Below are 21,380 nucleotides of genomic sequence, written 5' to 3'. Positions count from 1 at the left end.
ATTAAACTTGCTTAACTGTTTTTATTAAACTAACAAAACCAATCAAATGTAATGAAAAAGTATAAATACCTCATTATTATGAAAATGATTATTATGCTTCTTTTGTTTACCGTTGGACAGCTTCATGCAGGAAGTTTCGCTCAAACGGTAAGTATCAAGAAGAAGAATAGTTCTATTGTAGAAGTATTCCGAGAGATTAAAAAACAAACGGGTTTTACCGTTTTATGTAAATCGGAAATTGTCAAAAATTCATCAGCTGTAAGTGTGGATTTTGACCGGGTACCTTTAGATCGAGCACTTTCCGACTTGTTGGAACCCAGAGGGCTTACCTATGTAAAAGAAGGTAAATCAATTGTCGTCAAACTGGGGCATCCTGCGTCTGCTAACCGCGATGTGAGCACCCATGATAAAGGGGGTGCCATACATGAGCAAAGGAGCATACGTGGGCAGGTAACGGATCAAAGCGGGAAGCCGCTTGCGGGAGTGACAGTTTCTATTAAAGGAACTACGAACACGGTTGCTACCGATCAAAATGGAAATTACGCGATAACAGCTCCACGCGGATCTGTCTTGATGTTTAGTTTTTTGGGTTATGAAAGAAAAGATGTCGAGGCTACCGATGAAGTCGTAAACGTAAGTTTAATATTTAGTCAGGCGAATTTAGAAGAGGTTATTGTTACGGGCTATGGTACTATTAAGAAATCAGATTATACAGGTGCAGCATCCACTATTCGTACCGATCGTATGGCTGATGTTCCTGCGGTAGACTTTTCAACAATGCTTCAAGGAAATGCTCCTGGGGTTCAGATAAACTCACTTTCGGGGCAGCCAGGTGGTTCAGCAGATATTCGCATTAGAGGGATGGGCTCTATCAATGCTTCAAGCAGACCACTATTTGTCATAGATGGAGTTCCTGTTATGTCGGGTGATATTGCATCAAGCAGTTCAAATAATGCTGGATTGGATGTTATGTCCACATTAAGCAATGCAGATATTGAGCAAATCACAGTGATAAAGGATGCAGCAGCAGCTTCGCTTTATGGATCAAGAGCAGCAGGCGGAGTTATTCTAATCACAACTAAATCAGGAAAGGCAGGTAAACCGGTATTTTCATTTAGGGGCGGTTATGGACTTTCAAGTCAAGCGACAGATTTTAGAGAAGTAATGGATGGACCGCAACGCCGAGAGATGTTGTTAGAAGGGCTTCGAAATCGTGCACGTTACATGGATAAGGTTGTGGATGAAACTGCTATTGAAACTTATGCTCAAACCAATATCGATAAGTATGCCCCTGTTCCATGGAGTGGTTGGACTGATTGGAAAAAAGTTTTATTTAGAGAGAATTCACCTTTTAGAAATGCCGATTTTTCTGCTTCTGGAGGCGATGGTAAACTATCCTATTATACATCAATGGGCTATACCAATCAAACGGGATTAACCTATCAGTCGGGCTTCGAACGGATTTCAGGACGTTTGAACGTAAAGTATAAAATGAGTGATAAACTCGAGCTTGGTGCTAATATTTTATATTCAAACATTGCACAAGATGTCAATGCTGAAGGTGGTACCTATACTTCCCCTATTTATTCAACACGACATAAGGTAACGGGTTCAGAACCTGTTTATAATGAAGACGGAACTTTTTTTACCGACTTCTTCTCTAATGGAGAACGTAATCCGAAGGCCGCGTCCTTGTATAATTATCGTAGAGAACAAGGCGATCGTTCATTCAATACCGTATTTGCAAATTATAAGTTTTTTGATGACTTAGTCTTTAATACCACATTTAGTCTTGATCATACCACCACCAAGTACAACTCTTGGTCAGATCCGAGGTCATCAGATGGTGAAAAAGCAAATGGTTCCTTAAGTTCAAGTTTTACAGATTACAATCAGATCGTATGGCGTAATAGCCTTACTTATACGAAGGACTTTGCTTCTAAACACCATTTGGATGTATTGGCAGGTTATGAAGTAAATAGCTATAAAAGGGACGGTATCGATGGGGCAAAAGATAACTTTCCATCCGTAGATAAAGTTGTGCTATCCAATGGTTCAGTGATTACCGATCTATCTGGTTCCAATTTGGAATGGCGCTTACTCTCTTACCTATCGCGTGCAAATTATAATTACGATAATAAGTATTTTTTAGGAAGCAGTATTCGTATGGACGGCAGTTCACGTATCCACCGCAATAGTCGTTGGGGTACATTTTGGTCCTTGTCTGGAGCTTGGAAATTCTCGAATGAAAATTTCATGGAATCTTTGAATCATATTGTATCAGATGGTAAAATCCGAGTATCATACGGTACAAACGGAACATTGCCAAGCAGTTATTATACGTATATGGATTTAACAGGCTTTGGTTATCCATATGGTAATAATCCTGGTATCAGAGAGACCCAAATTGGTAATGCAGCGCTTAGATGGGAGAAACAAAATAACCTCAATATTGGTATGGATCTACGTTTGTTCGATCGATTGGGACTTACGTTCGAGTGGTATAAAAGACAGTCTTCAGATTTGTTGAATGATATGCCGACATCCTACACAACTGGCTTCTCATCATATTTAACGAATATAGGAGCCATTCGTAATTCGGGAATTGAAATTGATTTAAATGCTGATATTTTAAGAGATAAAGCATTTAAATGGACTTCAAACCTCAATTTTGGTATGAATAAGAATAAAACCGTGGCATTAGCAGATGGTAGTGCCGAGTTAAGAGAGGGCACCATGACCCATCGTATCGGACAGCCATGGTACAGTTACTATTTAATTGAATTTGCAGGAATAAATAAGGAATCTGGTGTACCTCAATATTATATTAATGATCCAGAAAATCTCGATGCTAGAGCGATCACAGAAGATTATACCAAAGCAAATCGTATCCTCTACAAAAGTGTAGATCCTAAGTTGGTGGGTGGTTTTACGAATACCTTTCGCTATAAGACTTTGGATCTAAATTTCACTTGGACCTATTCTTTAGGAGGATATTCATATGATAGCGGAGCAAGCAAAACAGAATTAGCTGGAAAAACAGGTTATGACAATATTCCGCAATATTATGAAAGAAGATGGCAGCAACCAGGTGATGATACCGATATTGAAATGTTTATGGTAGGTAACACTTACGATATGAGTAGTGTGGCTAATACGCGCCGTGTACATTCAACAGATCATATCCGATTGAAGAATGTGACCTTTGGTATATCCATACCACAACATATCGCACGTCGTCTCAAAGTTAGTAACATTAGAGCTTATTGCTCCGGAGTCAACCTCTTAACGTTTGCGGCATACAAAAATTATGATCCAGAAGTGCCAGTAAATGGTACCGTATATTTCGAATCTCCTAAACTAAAGACAGTGACTTTTGGTTTGGATGTTAAATTCTAAAAAACAGACTATGAAACATATATTATCAACGGTCCTTGTATCATGTACTTTATTAGTAGGATGTGGAGACCAATGGTTAGAAAAAGCTCAGCCTAGTACTTCTACCGAAAGTTCGGAGGCTATCAAATCTGCGAGAGATGCCAATTATGCTTTAAATGGTATATACGACATTATGCGTGGTCATGAGTATTACGGTGCGCGTATGACTTATTATGGTGATGTTACTGGTGAAGATATGCTTTCAAACGGTGATACAAAGCGAGCTGCAAAATATTACCTTTTCGATTTAAATAAAGACAATACTCCATCATCATTATGGTATCAACCCTATCGTGTATTACGTAACACCAATGGTGTTTTGGCTTATGTAGCTGGATTGCCTCAGGAGGACTTATCCGATGAATTGAAGGATATTAAAGGGCAAGCTCTTAGTCTTAGAGCCATGGCACACTTTGATCTGGTGAAAGTCTTTGGAGCTCCCTATACAGAAGACAATGGCGCCTCATTGGGTATACCGATTGAAATAGAAAAGCATATTTCGACAAATAAACCTGTTCGAAATACAGTAAAGGAGGTCTACGTACAGATTGTTGAGGATCTTGAAAACGCAGTTAAGTTATTGAGTGCAGCAAAAAAGAATGGTAAAATCAACAAATTTGCAGCCTCTCAATTATTAGCGAGAGCTTACCTATACATGGGAGAAAACCAAAAAGCTCTCACTCAGGCTAGTCAATTGATCCAAGATGCACAAGGAGGGCAAACATCATTAAAGGGTCAATATCAACTTTGGACAAATGATGAATATGCCTCTGTTTGGTCGAAAGATTATACGAGTGAAGTCTTATTTCAATTGTCCATTGTAAAGACTGAGAGTGGTCCTGGAAAAGAAGGAATGGGTTATTTATTATGGCGTAACGGGTATAATGATATTATCCTATCGGATGATTACATGAACCTCTTAGCAAATGATCCGAAAGACGTTCGAAATACGATAATCACAAAATATAGTAGCAAGAATGTCGATTATTATTACTTAGATAAATACCCTGGAAATACCTCTGATGGTGAAAATCCAGAATTTGCGGATATTCCCGTACTTAGGCTTTCCGAGGCATATCTCATTGCAGCAGAAGCAGCCGTTAAATTGAGTGATAATGCAAATGCTCTTAAATATTTAAATGCTATTGTAACACGTGCTAACCCTGAAAAAACAGTTAGTGGAGTCGTTTCGTTAACGCGTGTTATGGAAGAGCGTCGACGAGAATTAGTGGGAGAAGGACATCGGTTATTTGATGCCTTACGTAATAATATGCGGATAGAAAGGAAAGGCAATGCCCATGTATCGCCTTTGTTGCGAGCAGAAACAAAATCATTCGATCGCACTTACTTTAAAACATTGATGGCGATTCCACAACGCGAAATTGATGCCAATATCAATATTATTCAGAATGATGGTTATTAAGAATGTAAATCATGTACAATAAGATGAAACATTTTTCGAAAATGGGAATCACTTCCTTTAGAACGCGTTTGTTTTGCTGTTTCGTTGCGGTATTTTTCACCCTTGATGATGCACATGCACAAAATGCAAAGTCATTAGGGAAATACGATGGGCCTTACCTCTTTCATGAAGAAGGGGAAATTAAGCTCGTGCGTGTCGAAGATGGCGAAATCGAAATTAAAGTAGGTGCAGAAGAACCATTTCCGGTCACGACCGAAAATGGTCAGCATCGTTTTGAGGTATCTCTACATCCTATAAAAACTCCTGAATGGTCCTATAAAAGCCAAGGTAATATTATGGTGATTTCGGATCCCCATGGTGATTTCGAATCTTTCTATTCGATCTTAAAAGCTCAAAAAGTAATTGGTGATAACTATGAATGGGTTTTCGGTAAAAATGATCTTGTGATTAATGGTGACGTATTTGATCGTGGTCAAGATGTACTACCTATTTTTTGGCTGATTTATAAATTAGAGGCTGAAGCTGAAAAAGTAGGAGGAAGCGTTCATTTTTTGTTAGGAAATCATGAAGAAATGATCCTGCGAGGTAATTATAAATACATGCAGGATAAATATCATGTTCTGGCCGATTCATTAGGGAAAAGCTACCGAGATTTCTGGGCTATAAATACCGAATTGGGAAAATGGTTACAGCTTAGAAACACGATGGAGAAAATAGATGATCATCTGTTTGTGCATGCTGGGTTGAGTAGTTCCATGCTCGATCCACAATGGACCATTCCCGCGGTGAACGACGCTGTCCGTGCTCAAATCTTTGAAGTGAAAGAAGAACGTCAGAAATCGTCTGCAGGTAAGTTTCTTTTTGCTACTGAGGGACCACTTTGGTATCGTGGTATGGTTCGCCCGGAAGAAAAATATCATCCTTTAAGTGAAACAGAGTTGGATAAAATGCTGATCGCTTTTGATGCAAAAAGAATATATTTGGGGCATACTATTTTTCCCGAGGTAACTCAGTTTTATAAAGGGAGGGTAATAGCAGTGAATGTTAACAACGAATCCAATAGACTGCATGGCAGGAGCCGTGGGTTAATCCTAGAATCGGATAAGATGCTAGTGATTTATGATGATATAAAAAAGAATAAAATGATGGGTAAATAAAACTTACTCCTTTTTAAAGTTACTTTTTAGGCTGGGATTTTCCCAGCCTTTTTTATTTTCTGAAGCTAGTATAATAATAGTGATAGGTTAATTGCGTACTTGCCCAAGTAATAAGCGTACCTGAGAACCCCATCCACCGATGATCATATCATCAATACCGTCTCCATCCACATCGCCAACGGCAATACCCCAGCTTCTACCACGTGTGACCTCTGGTATTACCTGATCAGTAACTAGAGAAAAATGACCAGAACCGTCATTACGTAACGCCTGAACCTGCATCTCCTCAAAAGGGGGTATCTTTATAGCACTCAAAATAATGTCCTGATGTCCATCGCTATCAAAGTCAATGGTTGCGGCGGCATAGGTTGAATAGAGTTGTTCCGGAATTCTCGATTCCGTTTCATCAACAAGGTGACGATTTCCTTGGTTGATCCATAAACGTGCCCGAGGGTCTTTGTCCTTAGCGCCACCATTACTTGTTAGGTTTGCAAAAAGTAAATCGGGTTTTCCATCACCATTGGCGTCGAACACAATTACTTCTCGGGTATGTAGGGGTACTTTCAAAGGCAATCCCTCATCATGCGCTGTAAAATTTCCTTTTCCATCATTATATAATATCCGGTTTGGAGGCACTTCGTTTCCAAGCACCATATCCACATGTCCATCACCATCCAAATCCGCTAATTTTACGGACTGTGTTTGGTCGTTCACCTGAGGAAGAGCTGTTGTAGTATGGTCTATAAAATAACCCGGACGTTCAGGGTCATTTAGCCATAAGAAATTTTGTGGTGCTTTCCCTGTATTGCCAATTACGATATCCACCAATCCATCTCCGTTGACATCCGCGATATCCAATCCATTGGCCTCGCTTTTTCCCAGTAAACGGTCAGAAGCATCTACAAAAGTTCCATCGCCCTTGCCTAGATAATATTCATGGTTTTGATCATCCTCAGCAACAAAAATTAAATCCATAAAACCGTCTTTATTAAAGTCAGCCGTACGTACATGTTCGGTATCATGTGGTTTTTCTGCAAAAACACCTTTTTTCCAAGTAAAACCACCTTTTCCATCGTTGAGGTACAAGCGATTTGGTTCTGATTCCAAAGCCAAAACTAAGTCTAAATCTCCATCGTGATCGACATCCACAAGGATAACATCCAAAGCATGTGCCTTCGCATCTTGAGGGAGGTTAGTTAAAGTCACATCCTTAAAATAAGTTGACTGTGCCGAACAATATTGAAATGGGCTTAAAAGTATATAAAGACCAATACAAATTAGCGTTTTTTCGAAATAATTATTCATAGTTTCTTATGTTTCAGTAGTTTAATATACAAATAATTATACTGAAATGTTCTATGTCAAGTTATTTAGCATATGCTCTTTATATTTTTACCCTAGTATTGATCAATTTAGGGATATAGCACTTCATTAACTACAGCTACGATACGACTTCGGAAAAATATGTGAATCGAATCGATCATTATGAGTACAGATTAACTTCTTTTCTTTTATTTTTGTTAAATATGGCTGAAATGGAATTTGTTACAACAGGAGATGGTTCAAAAACATTGTTTAATGAACAAATAGGAGAGTGCTATCATTCAAAGCATGGTGCAGTTCAAGAAAGCAAACATGTTTTTATTAACGCGGGATTGGACTATTATATGCAAAAGAATGCGGTTAGCAATCTTGCAATTCTTGAAGTAGGTTTTGGTACGGGGCTTAATTTCACCCAAACATTGGCTTACCTCTCAGATCAGGCCTCAACTATTGAAGTTGATTATGTAGGTATCGAAGGTTACCCATTACCACTTGAAGTTATACAAGAAATGGGCTATGGTGCATTCGTATCTGAGGAAAACTGGAAAAACTACATTTCGGGTTATAATCAGGCATTAACAGAAAAGATCCAAATTAATGGACAAACAAATTTATCTATCAATCACACCTTATTGATGGATTTCGATTCAGCAATAAACTTTGACGTTGTTTATTTCGATGCCTTTGCTGCTATTCATCAGCCTGAGATGTGGTCGGATGAAGCTTTGGCGCATGTAGCAAAATTTATTAAACCTGGTGGCGTATTCGTTACCTATGCCATCACAGGTAACCTGAAAAGAAGTATGAAAGCTTTGGGCTTTACTATTGAGAAAGTCCCAGGTGCGCCAGGGAAGAGAGAGATGCTACGAGCCACAAAGATCTAATATATAAAATGCTACATTAAACGATGATCAATAATGGTTAGCATGCTAATTTATTGGACTGTTGTGCGATCAAGTTTGAGCGAGGGAGGCCTAAGTAGGGTTACTTGTTCGGTTTTACTAGTTACTTCTTTGAGATAAGTGTTCCCTTCTTTGAGATTAGTGTTCACTTCTTTGGAATTAGTGTTCACTTCTTTGGAATTAGTGTTCACTTCTTTGGAATAAGTGTTCACTTCTTTGGAATAAGTGTTCACTTCTTTGGAATAAGTGTTCCCTTCTTTGGAATAAGTGTTCACTTCTTTGGATAAGTGTTCCCTTCTTTGGAATAAGTGTTCCCTTTTTTGAGATAAGTGTTCTCTTCTTTTGGATAAGTGTTCCCTTCTTTGGAATAAGTGTTCACATCTTTTGGATAAGTGTTCCCTTCTTTGGAATAAGTGTTCACATCTTTTGGATAAGTGTTCCCTTCTTTCATAATACTGTTCACTTATTTACAACATATGGTCACTTCTTCTTTATAAGTGTTCTCTTGTTTAGCAGAAGTTACTACTTGTTTGCAATACATGTTCACTTGTTGTCGATAAGTGTCCTGATTTTCTGAACATGTGCCCACTTGTTTGGATAAAGTGACTACTTATTTATAACAAGTGATTACTGAAACTGAAGAAGTGACTAGCAAAAGGCAACAATTAGTTAAGGAAAGTGGTATGCTTTGTTTTAAAGCTGGTTTTTAATCATGAAGAAAGTGGTGTAGTAGCATTATTTCTATAATCGATTAATAATTGTCTTGTTAACTGTTTTTAGTGATGAAGGTGTAAATTCACTTACTCTTGATAACATTGCAATCAGGTAAGGAAGCTCCATTCTTGCGAATACATTAAAAAAACCAGTGAAAAGCATCAAAAGATAGATTAAATTGTTGCGGTCAGCATATCTTATTGTGCAACACCCAAAGGTGATGGTTATTGGGAAATAAAGCAGTAGCGGCGTAGTCCATTACATTTGTCCTAAAAATAAGAAAACTCCTGAAGCGGGGAGCGACAGGAGTTTTACTAACCAATTATAAACCTAAATTATGAACTGATATAACGGGGCATCGGAGACAATTGTTACAACATAGAATCACCTTGACAATAAAATGACAATCTAACAATTACTTGAGATAACCTTTTTGATGTTTTAACCATTTGATGTATAGAAGATATTTCGTCTACCGGAATGTCATGAAACTTTTAAAGCATTGGATACTTTAATACTATCTATAGTATTAAAGTTTGATAAAGAAATAAAAGAGGTTGTTTTTTGTGAGCCATCAGTATATCGGCGATTTCAAACGCCGGCTTACAAAATTCGAGTGGATGACACCATTAGTATGCATATGTTTTAAGCTGAATGCATTTCCTATACATAAAAAAAGCAGATGCTGGTAAAACCAACATCCGCTTTTTATTATTTATCTGGGTCCAGATTAGTAACCTAACAATATAAGTAGCACGTTAATTAGTTTTTACACCGTAAAAAGCAATTCCTTCATTTTTAAAATTACCTCCTCCAGCGTCTATTACTGGGGTGTTTTCAGGTGAAAAGAAATGATCTGAATTTTTGGATGAATAATACTGAAATACGGGAGCTGCTTCACTATTGAATTTTGAATATGTGTAGAATGCAATTCCTTCATTTTTAAAGTTTCCATCTACCGAAGGTAAAACTGTATGATTGTCTTTAGAAAAATAATGATTAGAGTATTTGGAAGAATAATACTGATAAATAGGAATTAATCCAGCTTTCTGTTTCGTAAATGCATAGAACGCAATCCCTTCATTTTTATAGTTTCCATCTACCGAAGGTAAAACGGTATAATTGTCTTTAGAAAAATAATGGTTAGAGTATTTAGATGAATAGTATTGGTAAACAGGTACTTCACCAAGTTCTGTAATTTGATTTTCTTTAATATGTTTATCGATTGCAGTTTTTACCAGTGCCTTTTTTGTAGGGTCACTTATGAAGTGATGAATAGGAACCATTCTAGTGATATCTATAAGTGCACAATTCCTATCCGTAACACTTTGTTCCCATGACCCTATATTGATACTTTCAGAAGAATAACCATCGGAATTGAAAGTAACGCTTGTCCCAGAATTTGATCCACCTTGATATTTAATATTCATTTGTCTTTCACGACTTTCATTAAAGTTCGTCGTTATCTCTTCCGTCGTCTTACTCGACTTGAAGTTAATTCCAAATTTCTTTACAAAAAATCCTAAACCACCTTCAACTTTTGATTTTTTTGTCTCTGTAGTTTTCTCACTGCTGATATTTGCTGTGAAATTAAAAAGCATTCGACCTCCTACAGTAATGTCTAACAGTACGTGAGTACCGTAAATATCAACTAATTGATCGGCACTTAATTGATTAATGTTATTTTTAAAATCATTATTTAAATAATTTATCAATAAGTCTGTAGTGACATATTTAGCAAATTGGATTGATTTTACTACCTTAATATGTTCATATCTTCCATATGAAAATCTACTTTTAGTATCCTTAATGTTATGGTCGGTGTTTTCTGTTCCAAAGGAAGGTGTAAAGTATTGCTGTCCATCTTGTTGAGGCTTTTCATCTCCAATAGTTGCTGATACATTGAATGTTCTTTGTACATTGATGTCGCTGACAAAATCTTTAGCGGTTGCTCCATAAAAATAGCGTCCATCTCCTGAACCTGTGGTTGGTGTATTAATTTTATCTAAATGGTCGGTCGCTAATCTTTTCATATCAAGTACTGGAGTATATGATATTGATTTCAAGCTTAAATATTCTCCAGTAACATCATAACCATATCCTAGAACATCATATATTCCATCACCGGCAGCAGCTTGATTATTAGCGTTATTATTCAATAACGATTCTGATGAAGGATCGTTTTTTGTACAATTTGTAAGAAGTGCAATTGAAAGAATCAATGCGCCTATAAGTTTATTTCTTTTCATTATATAATTTGTTTGATGCAAAAGTATAATAAAATATCAGTATTTATATAGGAATATGTGAATTAATTGATAATTGTTAATATTAAATTAATTTTATGGTTATTCGAAAATTCGGAAGTTAATTATAGATAGTTGTATATGGGTTTTTACCAAATGATAATCCTTTTAATACTTTAGTTTTAATCTATTTTCAAGAGACATGCCTTTATTACCTATTTCGTTATATTTATGTTTAGAACTTGGACTTTTTCTGAAAACAGTTTCACTTTTTAATGGCATGTTCAAATCTCCATTTACATCGAGAATTATACTTTTAAGACACTCTTCATTGGGATCTCCTAAGTTTGGATTAGATGATAACTCAACTTCAATGTTAGGTTGCATACCATCAAAATAATTCGACCATCCATTTGCATTCTTTATTAAGAAGCTACTCATGTATGTGACGTATTTGTCAATATTGACTGCGAAGAAACCAACTGGCTTTCCAAATGTTTTTTGGCCAACTAATTTGACATCGTAATAGGGCTTGAATAAACTTATTAACAACTCACTAGCTGATGCAGTTGTGCCTGATGTAATAAAATATATGTTCTTGACACTTTCTAAATTATTTTTTTTATCAAAATAGTAAGTATTACCTTTTTCGCTATAATCAACATCAGCCATATTTGCCTGTCTGCCATTAATGATTACAGAATTTCCGTTACTATCTGTGTAAGGTTGATGTTTTAAAATCTTAGCTTTTCCTGATTGTAGTGTAGGATTGTAACTTTCGGTATACATTACTTTTCCTTTTAATTTACTGGACGCGATTAAGTTGGCTAGATATTCTACCGTCTCGATGTATCCTCCCTGATTATAACGAAGGTCGATTACGATGGTATTGGGTGATTGAATGGAAATTTCTGAAAATATTTCATCTAAATCAGATTTTATTTCACGCAATTGTGGGAATTCATGTATCGCTAAATAGGAAATATTATTTATTTGGATTATTGTTAAATCATTGTTGCTTGTTTTTCTTGAAGAGGATAAATTGGCCTTTAAGTTTACTTTTGTTTGTTCGAAAATTGAGCTATATTTAGGAGAACCATAATAACTGAATTCATAAGGCAAATTTGTATTATCATTTATTTTAAACTGTGAAATATCAAACAATTCCTTTCTTAACGCATTTATCTCAGGTGTTATATTTTTGTATTTATCTCTAGGTGTAAATGTAGCGTAACTGGGTAAAGCCTCATTCCATAAATAAATTTCTTTAGCATAAAGATACAAGGAATCGATAGTTAGTTCCATTCGAGTACCTGTTTCTGGAGAAACTGGGGTATCTTCTAATGGGTGTTTTTTACACGAAAATAATAGGATTGAAAATATTACTATGGATACCGTTTTGTATGTTAAATTGTTGAAAATTAAATTCATTAATGGTGTAAATTAATTTAGTGAAATCTGTTTACTAATATAAACGATTAAAATTTATTAAAAGGTTTTCCAATTTATAGTTCTAATGAAATGCTAAACAAATCTATCAACGTTAGCTCATTTATTGTTATTTATTATAATAAACAATGACTAGAAGAGTTTTATCTCCGGGTCATTGTTCATTATTTATAACAATAAGTTAGTTTAATGGATATGCGTAAAAAACAGGGCCACTAACTGAGGTCCAATATGATGGATCTCCTAATGTTGCGCCTGGATCAGGGCTGTAGTAATGGTCTAATCCTTTTGAACTATAGTGCTCATAAATTGGAATACTTCCACTTACTTGTGTTTTATAAGCATAAAATGCAACACCTTCATTTTTCCATGCCCACCAATTATAGTCACCGCCTGGCGATGTTGTCGTATAAAAGTGGCTACTTCTGCCCTGGCTATGAAAAGCATATATGGGAACAGTTCCTGGTATATTTTTGTTATATGCTTTAAATATTGGACCTTCCTCGCGCCAATAATTAAAATCCCCAACGGTAGTAGTTGTTAAATAATGGTGTTTCCCTGCTTTTGCAATAAATGATTTAACAGACACAAGTTGTGAAGTGTAATCCGGTTCCATTATAGGCTGGCGATCTTTAATATATTTCTCAACGGCTGTTTTTACTTGTGCTTTTTTAACCGGATCAGTAATAAAATCATAAATAAACAAAGCTTTATCGATACTTATCAACGCTGCATTTCGTTCAGTTACGCCCTGTTGCCAACTTGTGAGATTAAAATTTGAACTTGATTTGCCCTCTGAATCGATTGATATACTTGTACCTGTATTGTTTCCACCATAGTATTTGGAATGATATTCTCTTTTAATAGTTTCGTTGGCAAGTCTGGTGACTTCTTCTTTTGTTTTATCCGTATTAATATTAAAGCCAAACATATCCAAAACAGATACGCCAAGTCCTGCTTTTATTGTTGATATTTTTTTTGTGTCTGAGGTTTCTTTAATTGCTTCTCCACTATAGTCTATTCTTATTCGTGATCCTAAGCTAATATCTAGTAGTACGTGTGTGCCGTATCTGTTAACGATTTCCGTAGCAGTTTTAGTAGCTATATAGTTTTTAAATTCGGGTGTTAAGTACTTTAATAATGTTTGTGTGGTAACATCTTCTGTAAATCCAATTCTTTTTACTCTGTGCCAATATTCAAACATAGCATAGGAAAATTTTGAAGAAATGCTAGTTTTGTTTTCATCCTCACTGTTTTTGGAGAAGTTTCCTGTAAAATTTAATAATTTTTTACTTGGAGCTGAGGGGTCAGAAGAAAAGGGTACTGATACTTTTCCATCTACTCCAATAGATTTTTTAGTATTAACATCATTAGAATAATCATGGGCAGAGTATCCTGTAAAGATATCGTAAGAACCTCCTCCAACTCTATTTACGCTAATTCCAGTTACTTTTACTTTGTTTGGATCATTTTTATCTTTAAAATCATTGGCGTATTGATAAATGTTAATAATAGATACATCTGACATGCTATTTGTTTCTAGCATGTTAGCAGTAGCATCTATTCCATACCCCAAAACATCCCATTCCCCGTCAGCACCTGAAGCTTGGTTTTTAGAGTTGTTGTTTAATAAAGTTTCATCAGAAACTTCTTTTTTTTGACAATTGGTTAGTAGCAGCGTTGATGCTATTAACGTGCAAATTAAATTTATTCTTTTCATTTTCATTTTTTAGTATTCAACCAGTAGCGTCCTAAACGATTTGGAGAAGGGTTAAAAAAGGCGGTGTTTAGCTATTTAAAAAATAGCTAACTTGAAATTGGAAAAAATCACACACCGCCATGATAAATATAAATGTTTTTAGCCAGATTCTGTCGTTGATCGATCGGGATATTTTCAAAAACCTGGTAAGTAGCTACAATAGTGACAAGCATCAGAAAGGCCTTACCAGTTGGACCCACCTTGTGAGCATGTTATTCTGTCATTTATCATCCTCTGATTCGGTACGTGATATCAGCAATGGTCTACGTAGTACTACTGGCAACATGAGCCATATGGGCATTTCCAGAGCACCCAGTAAATCGAGTATCTCTTATATGAATGAGCATCGGGACTTTAATCTGTTTAGGGATCTATATTTTGCTCTTCTTTCCAGCCTATGGAATAAGGATGTTAATCATCGAAAAGAATTACGGTCCTTGAAACGTGAGGTATACCTGATGGATGCCAGCGTGATCCCACTGTGCCTTTCGATGTTTGACTGGGCCACATTTCGCAGCAATAAAGGGGCTGCCAAACTGCACACTGTCCTGGATTATGATGGCTGTCTTCCGGTTTTCATGGAGATTACCGATGGTAAGGTACATGAAAGCAAAAAGGCAAACAGCTTTGCTTTCCCTAAGGGAAGTGTCGTTGTTGTGGACCGTGGATACGTTGATTTTCAGTGGATGAACGTTTTGGACAGCAAGGGGTGTTATTTTGTTACGCGTAGCAAAAGCAATATGAGATACAGCGTAAACAAGAGCTATCAGAGCGAGGCTATGCGAGAAAGCGGCATCATTAAGGATCAGATCATTACCTTGGAGGGAACGGCATCAAAACGTTATGGAAACAAAAAACTTAGACTGGTACACGTTTTGGACAGCACAACAGGTAATGAGTATGAATTTTTAACCAATAACCTGCAATGGAAACCTGCCATGGTCTCTATGATATATAAACAGCGATGGCAGATTGAGATCTTTTTTAAACATCTCAAACAAAGACTCAAGGTGACAAGCTTTATTGGAACTTCGGAAAATGCAGTTCAGATCCAGATATGGACGGCATTGATCGGGATACTTTTATTGAAATACATTCAAAACAAGGTGATCTACAAATGGAATCTATCCAATTTGGTCAGTTTTATCAGGATGAATATATTTGTGAAAATTGACTTTTGGAAATGGGCAAATGATCCATTTATAAAGGATAAAATCCCAGATAAAAATGGACAATTAGGTGTCTTTTGAAAATAACAGAGGGTATAACATTGTAAAAACTCAAAATACAAGCGTATTGAGGGTAAATAATGAGATTTTTTTAACCCTAATTTTTATTTAGGACGCTACTGGTATTCAACAAAGAAAGTGAAAAATAATAATATATTAGCTAAAATTGTTTTTTTAATTGATGATTTGTTTTTAATTATTACTTTATAGAATTGTTAATTGATGTTTTAACACTTCCGTCCTAAATAAATTTTAGGCGCGTGTTTCCCTTGAAACAGTATCTATTTTTAGATAATTTCAATTTTGACCCTATTTTTTAGTCTGAGAATATCTGTAGCTGTCCATTTTTACCCTTAACTGGTGGCCTGATAAAAGGATCATCTATCCATTGCCATATATTTATTTTCACGAATATATTCATCCTGATAAACCCGACCAAGTTAGACAGATTCCAATCGTATTTAGCCTTCTTCTGAAGGTATTTGAGCAGTAATATTCCAATCAACGAAGTCCATATTTGGATCATGACCGCATTTTCAGAAGTACCCACAAAAGATGATATTTTTAAGCGTTGCTTCAGATGCTTGAAGAAAATCTCGATCTGCCATCGCTGTTTATAAATGTTAGCTACTAGTGATGCCTTCCATTGGATATTATTTGTCAGAAAGTGGTACTGGTTGTCTGTGCTGCTGTCCCAAAAGTGAATCAAGCGTAATGGTTTAGAGTTGTATCTATCTGCTGATGGACCAGAAAGCTCAATGATCTCATCTTTAATGATTCCCTTTTCAAGGAGTGCTTCACTCTGGTATGACTTGATAACGTTGTACTTCATGTTAGTTTTACTCCTGGTAACAAAATAACAACCTCTGCTGTCCAAATCCCCGAGCCAGTTGTAATCCACATAACCTCTATCCACCACTACAACGCTTCCTTTGGAAAAACTATAGCTACCCGCACGCTGGCTTTCATGAACTTTCCCGTCTGTAATCTGCATGAAAACAGGAAGACATCCATCATAATCCAGCACAGTGTGCAGTTTTACAGCACCTTTGGTGCTTCTAAATTTAGCCCAGTCAAATACAGATAAACATAAAGGGATGATACTGGCATCCATCAGATAAACCTTGCGCTTTAATTGCGTTAGATCTTTGCGCAAATGGGTATCCTTTTGCCATAGCTTATCTAATAGCGAAAAGTACAGATCTTTAAAGAGTTCATGGGTGCGGTGCTTGTTGATATAGGAAATATTGGACTTGCTGGGTGCTCTACCAACACCTAAATGGTTCAAATTACCAGTCGTACTACGTAAGCCATTACTGATATCACGAACTGAATCTGCAGAAGAAAAATGGCAAAACAACATGCTAGCAAGATGCGTCCAGCTGTTGATCCCTTTACAATGTTTGTCACTCTTGTGCTTAGCAACCAAAACCTTGAATAATTCGCGGTCGATAAGTGATAAAATCTGACTAAAAACGTTTAAATTTACCATGGCGGTGTGTTAAAATTTGACGATTTAAATATAGCAACTTTGCTATAGCAAAACACCGCCACTTTTTTCAACGTTTAGGACGCTACTGATGTTTTAATTGGTATATGAAATTTGTGTTAGTATTTCTTTCTTTAAATGAACGTCGGGCGTGGGGTCGGCGTATAAAGATGTACAACAAATTACTATCATATGATTAAAGAAGGTATCCCCTTAATTATATGAAATGTTGCTAGTAGGTTATAAGAGATATATGGAAACTGATAAATTTAAGCACAAAGTGTTGATTTGAGTATATCTTGAGGGACCAATGCATTTCCTATACATAAAAAAAGCGGATGGTGGTAAAACCAACATCCACTTTTTTATTATTTATCTGGGTCCAGATTAGTGACCTTGAGTACCATCTACACCACAGTATAGTGTATTAATTATATTCATTTATTTTAAAGTTGATATTAAAAGCTTCTAGTGTGAAAATCACTCAAAATTTAATTTGCTTTAATTCCGTAAAATTCTATTTTTTCAAATGTATAATTAGTAAATGTTCCTGACACGGGAGTATAATAATGGTCCATATGAAAATTACTCCAGTGGCGATAAATAGGTGTAAGATTTGAAGTCATTGAAGTAGTTGACGAAGGAAAGGCATAAAATACTATTCCTTCATTTCTGTAATCAGAATAATTTGCTAAATCTTTTGTGAAAAAGTTATCATTAATTTTATCATTTCTAAATCTATAAATAGGAATTGTTCCTGCTTTCTGTTTGTTGAAAGCGTAGAATATAACGCCTTCATTTGTCATTTTTTGATCTTCAATGCTTGGGTTTAAACTTAAGACATGATTATCGAGAGAGGATTTTTTATTATATTTATAACCATCATAGTATAAGGAATATACAGGTACTTCACCAAGTTCTGTAATTTGATTTTCTTTAATATGTTTATCGATTGCAGTTTTTACCAGTGCCTTTTTCGTAGGATTACTTATGAAGTGATATATAGGAACCATTCTAGTGATATCTATAAGTGCACAATTCCTATCCGTAACACTTTGTTCCCATGACCCTATATTGATACTTTCAGAAGAATAACCATCGGAATTGAAAGTAACGCTTGTCCCAGAATTTGATCCACCTTGATATTTAATATTCATTTGTCTTTCACGACTTTCATTAAAGTTCGTGGTTATCTCTTCCGTCGTCTTACTCGACTTGAAGTTAATTCCAAATTTCTTTACAAAAAATCCTAAACCACCTTCAACTTTTGATTTTTTTGTCTCTGTAGTTTTCTCACTGCTGATATTTGCTGTGAAATTAAAAAGCATTCGACCTCCTACAGTAATGTCTAAAAGTACATGAGTACCGTAAATATCAACTAATTGATCGGCACTTAATTGATTAATGTTATTTTTAAAATCATTATTTAAATAATTTATCAATAAGTCTGTAGTGACAAATTTTGCAAATTGGATTGACTTTACTACTTTAATATGTTCATATCTTCCATATGAAAATCTACTTTTAGTATCTTTAATGTTATGGTCGGTATTTTCTGTTCCAAAGGAAGGTGTAAAGTATTGCTGTCCATCTAGTTGAGGTTTTTCATCTCCAATAGTTGCTGATACATTGAATGTTCTTTGCACATTAATGTCGCTGACAAAATCTTTGGCGGTCGCTCCATAAAAATATCGTCCATCTCCTGAGCCTGCAGTTGGTATATTGATTTTATCCAGATGGTCAGCCTTTAACCTTTTCATATCCAATACTGGGGTATATGATACTGACTTCGAGTTCAAATATTCTTTAGTGACATCATAACCATAGCCTAAAACATCAAATTCGCCATCACCGGCAGCAGCTTGGTTTTTAGAGTTGTTGTTTAATAAAGTTTCATCAGAAACTTCTTTTTTTTGACAATTGGTTAGTAGCAGCGTTGATGCTATTAACGTGCAAATTAAATTTATTCTTTTCATTTTCATTTTTTAGTATTCAACCAGTAGCGTCCTAAACGTTGAAAAAAGTGGCGGTGTTTTGCTATAGCAAAGTTGCTATATTTAAATCGTCAAATTTTAACACACCGCCATGGTAAATTTAAACGTTTTTAGTCAGATTTTATCACTTATCGACCGCGAATTATTCAAGGTTTTGGTTGCTAAGCACAAGAGTGACAAACATTGTAAAGGGATCAACAGCTGGACGCATCTTGCTAGCATGTTGTTTTGCCATTTTTCTTCTGCAGATTCAGTTCGTGATATCAGTAATGGCTTACGTAGTACGACTGGTAATTTGAACCATTTAGGTGTTGGTAGAGCACCCAGCAAGTCCAATATTTCCTATATCAACAAGCACCGCACCCATGAACTCTTTAAAGATCTGTACTTTTCGCTATTAGATAAGCTATGGCAAAAGGATACCCATTTGCGCAAAGATCTAACGCAATTAAAGCGCAAGGTTTATCTGATGGATGCCAGTATCATCCCTTTATGTTTATCTGTATTTGACTGGGCTAAATTTAGAAGCACCAAAGGTGCTGTAAAACTGCACACTGTGCTGGATTATGATGGATGTCTTCCTGTTTTCATGCAGATTACAGACGGGAAAGTTCATGAAAGCCAGCGTGCGGGTAGCTATAGTTTTTCCAAAGGAAGCGTTGTAGTGGTGGATAGAGGTTATGTGGATTACAACTGGCTCGGGGATTTGGACAGCAGAGGTTGTTATTTTGTTACCAGGAGTAAAACTAACATGAAGTACAACGTTATCAAGTCATACCAGAGTGAAGCACTCCTTGAAAAGGGAATCATTAAAGATGAGATCATTGAGCTTTCTGGTCCATCAGCAGATAGATACAACTCTAAACCATTACGCTTGATTCACTTTTGGGACAGCAGCACAGACAACCAGTACCACTTTCTGACAAATAATATCCAATGGAAGGCATCACTAGTAGCTAACATTTATAAACAGCGATGGCAGATCGAGATTTTCTTCAAGCATCTGAAGCAACGCTTAAAAATATCATCTTTTGTGGGTACTTCTGAAAATGCGGTCATGATCCAAATATGGACTTCGTTGATTGGAATATTACTGCTCAAATACCTTCAGAAGAAGGCTAAATACGATTGGAATCTGTCTAACTTGGTCGGGTTTATCAGGATGAATATATTCGTGAAAATAAATATATGGCAATGGATAGATGATCCTTTTATCAGGCCACCAGTTAAGGGTAAAAATGGACAGCTACAGATATTCTCAGACTAAAAAATAGGGTCAAAATTGAAATTATCTAAAAATAGATACTGTTTCAAGGGAAACACGCGCCTAAAATTTATTTAGGACGGAAGTGGTATTCAACAAAGAAAGTGAAAAATAATAATATATTAGCTAAAATTGTTTTTTTAATTGATGATTTGTTTTCAATTATTACTTTATAGAATTGTTAATTGATGTTTTAATTGGTATATGAAATTTGTGTTAGTATTTCTTTCTTTAAATGAACGTCGGGCGTGGGGTCGGCGTATAATGATGTACAACAAATTACTATTATATGATTAAAGAAAGTATCCCCTTAATTATATGAAATGTTGCTAGTAGGTTATAAGAGATATATGGAAACTGATAAATTTAAGCGCAAAGTGTTGATTTGAGTATATCTTGAAGGACCAATGCTTTTCCTAAACATAAAAAAAGCGGATGCTGGTAAAACCAACATCCGCTTTTTTTATTATTTATCTGGGTCCAGATTAGTGACCTTGAGTACCATCTACACCATGAGAGTGACCGTGAGATAACTCTTCTTCAGTTGCAGGACGTACATTTAAGATTTCAATTTCGAAATGTAATGATTTACCAGCCATTGGGTGGTTTAAGTCAGCAATTACAACCTCAGGAGATACTTCCATTACAACTGCACGGAATTGATTTCCATCGTTATCTTGTAATGGGATAACTTCACCAACTGGAGGTAAGCCAGTTTCTTTGAACATATCTGCTGGCAATTGAGCAACAGCACGCTCGTCTTTTTCACCGTATGCGTCTTCTGCAGATAATTCAAAAGCAGTAGTATCACCAACATTTAAGCCAGCGATGTTTTCTTCAAATTTAGGAAGCATCATGCCTACACCATATAAGAAGTCTAAAGGATTTTCAGTTGTTGTTTCTTCTACGAATACTTTCTCGCCGTTTTCGATTGTGTGAAGTTTGTAAGTTAACGCTACTACGTCATTAGTTACTATTGCCATTTGTTTTGAT

At 35.9% G+C, this 21,380-nt stretch carries 14 protein-coding genes; 6 read left to right on the top strand and 8 right to left on the bottom strand.

Annotated features, from left to right (window positions below):
* The first annotated feature begins 51 nt into the window (after nucleotides 1-51).
* From KO02_RS19045 to KO02_RS19035, 3 genes are read left to right on the top strand one after another with little or no spacing between them, the layout of a single operon-like run.
* Complete coding sequence (locus tag KO02_RS19045) at nucleotides 52-3,399, top strand: TonB-dependent receptor (RefSeq protein WP_038700867.1); 3,348 nt, start codon at nucleotides 52-54, stop codon at nucleotides 3,397-3,399.
* Between the two features lie 10 nt (nucleotides 3,400-3,409).
* Nucleotides 3,410-4,861: a RagB/SusD family nutrient uptake outer membrane protein gene (locus KO02_RS19040; RefSeq protein WP_038703003.1), complete on the top strand. Its 1,452-nt coding sequence runs from the start codon at nucleotides 3,410-3,412 to the stop codon at nucleotides 4,859-4,861.
* A 23-nt stretch (nucleotides 4,862-4,884) separates the two neighbouring features.
* Entirely contained in the window at nucleotides 4,885-6,018 is a 1,134-nt protein-coding gene (locus tag KO02_RS19035; RefSeq protein WP_158500317.1) for a metallophosphoesterase, read from the top strand.
* 87 nt (nucleotides 6,019-6,105) lie between these two features.
* Here KO02_RS19035 and KO02_RS19030 read toward each other — a convergent pair whose 3' ends face one another.
* Nucleotides 6,106-7,323: an FG-GAP repeat domain-containing protein gene (locus tag KO02_RS19030; protein WP_051960057.1), complete on the bottom strand. Its 1,218-nt coding sequence runs from the start codon at nucleotides 7,321-7,323 to the stop codon at nucleotides 6,106-6,108.
* Between the two features lie 230 nt (nucleotides 7,324-7,553).
* Here KO02_RS19030 and mnmD point away from each other — a divergent pair, with 230 nt between their 5' ends.
* Nucleotides 7,554-8,225: a tRNA (5-methylaminomethyl-2-thiouridine)(34)-methyltransferase MnmD gene (gene mnmD, locus KO02_RS19025; protein ID WP_038702997.1), complete on the top strand. Its 672-nt coding sequence runs from the start codon at nucleotides 7,554-7,556 to the stop codon at nucleotides 8,223-8,225.
* 289 nt (nucleotides 8,226-8,514) lie between these two features.
* On the opposite strand, the gene KO02_RS19020 is transcribed toward mnmD, so the two are convergent.
* From KO02_RS19020 to KO02_RS19005, 4 genes are all read right to left on the bottom strand, one after another.
* Nucleotides 8,515-8,694 (bottom strand): hypothetical protein, encoded by a 180-nt coding sequence (locus KO02_RS19020; protein ID WP_038700865.1) that lies wholly within the window; start codon nucleotides 8,692-8,694, stop codon nucleotides 8,515-8,517.
* A 1,021-nt stretch (nucleotides 8,695-9,715) separates the two neighbouring features.
* Entirely contained in the window at nucleotides 9,716-11,206 is a 1,491-nt protein-coding gene (locus KO02_RS19015; RefSeq protein WP_038700863.1) for an MAC/perforin domain-containing protein, read from the bottom strand.
* 165 nt (nucleotides 11,207-11,371) lie between these two features.
* A complete protein-coding gene (locus tag KO02_RS19010) occupies nucleotides 11,372-12,634 on the bottom strand; it encodes a S41 family peptidase (RefSeq protein ID WP_051960055.1) in 1,263 nt (420 codons plus the stop codon).
* Nucleotides 12,635-12,833: 199 nt separating this feature from the next.
* Nucleotides 12,834-14,372 (bottom strand): MAC/perforin domain-containing protein, encoded by a 1,539-nt coding sequence (locus KO02_RS19005; protein WP_158500316.1) that lies wholly within the window; start codon nucleotides 14,370-14,372, stop codon nucleotides 12,834-12,836.
* Between the two features lie 119 nt (nucleotides 14,373-14,491).
* On the opposite strand from KO02_RS19005, the gene KO02_RS19000 reads away from it, so the two are divergent.
* Nucleotides 14,492-15,661: an IS4 family transposase gene (locus KO02_RS19000; protein WP_038694775.1), complete on the top strand. Its 1,170-nt coding sequence runs from the start codon at nucleotides 14,492-14,494 to the stop codon at nucleotides 15,659-15,661.
* Between the two features lie 295 nt (nucleotides 15,662-15,956).
* Here the strand turns inward: KO02_RS19000 and KO02_RS18995 are convergent, their stop codons facing one another.
* Together KO02_RS18995 and KO02_RS18990 are read right to left on the bottom strand one after the other, a co-directional pair.
* The gene (locus tag KO02_RS18995) at nucleotides 15,957-17,132 is read right to left on the bottom strand and encodes an IS4 family transposase (RefSeq protein ID WP_038694773.1); all 1,176 of its coding nucleotides are present in this window, start codon (nucleotides 17,130-17,132) and stop codon (nucleotides 15,957-15,959) included.
* A gap of 488 nt (nucleotides 17,133-17,620) precedes the next feature.
* Nucleotides 17,621-19,105 carry an MAC/perforin domain-containing protein gene (locus KO02_RS18990; RefSeq protein ID WP_158500315.1) on the bottom strand — a complete coding sequence of 495 codons (1,485 nt, stop codon included), beginning with the start codon at nucleotides 19,103-19,105 and terminating at the stop codon, nucleotides 17,621-17,623.
* 109 nt (nucleotides 19,106-19,214) lie between these two features.
* Between KO02_RS18990 and KO02_RS18985 the strand changes: the two genes are divergently transcribed.
* A complete protein-coding gene (locus KO02_RS18985; protein ID WP_038694773.1) occupies nucleotides 19,215-20,390 on the top strand; it encodes an IS4 family transposase in 1,176 nt (391 codons plus the stop codon).
* 482 nt (nucleotides 20,391-20,872) lie between these two features.
* On the opposite strand, the gene KO02_RS18980 is transcribed toward KO02_RS18985, so the two are convergent.
* A complete protein-coding gene (locus KO02_RS18980; protein ID WP_038700857.1) occupies nucleotides 20,873-21,370 on the bottom strand; it encodes a peptidylprolyl isomerase in 498 nt (165 codons plus the stop codon).
* Between the last annotated feature and the right edge of the window lie 10 nt (nucleotides 21,371-21,380).

It is taken from the genome of Sphingobacterium sp. ML3W (genome assembly GCF_000747525.1).
Classification (GTDB): Bacteria; Bacteroidota; Bacteroidia; order Sphingobacteriales; family Sphingobacteriaceae; genus Sphingobacterium.
The sequence above is the reverse complement of the archived record's forward strand: the minus strand, read 5'-3'. Positions and strand labels throughout refer to the sequence as shown.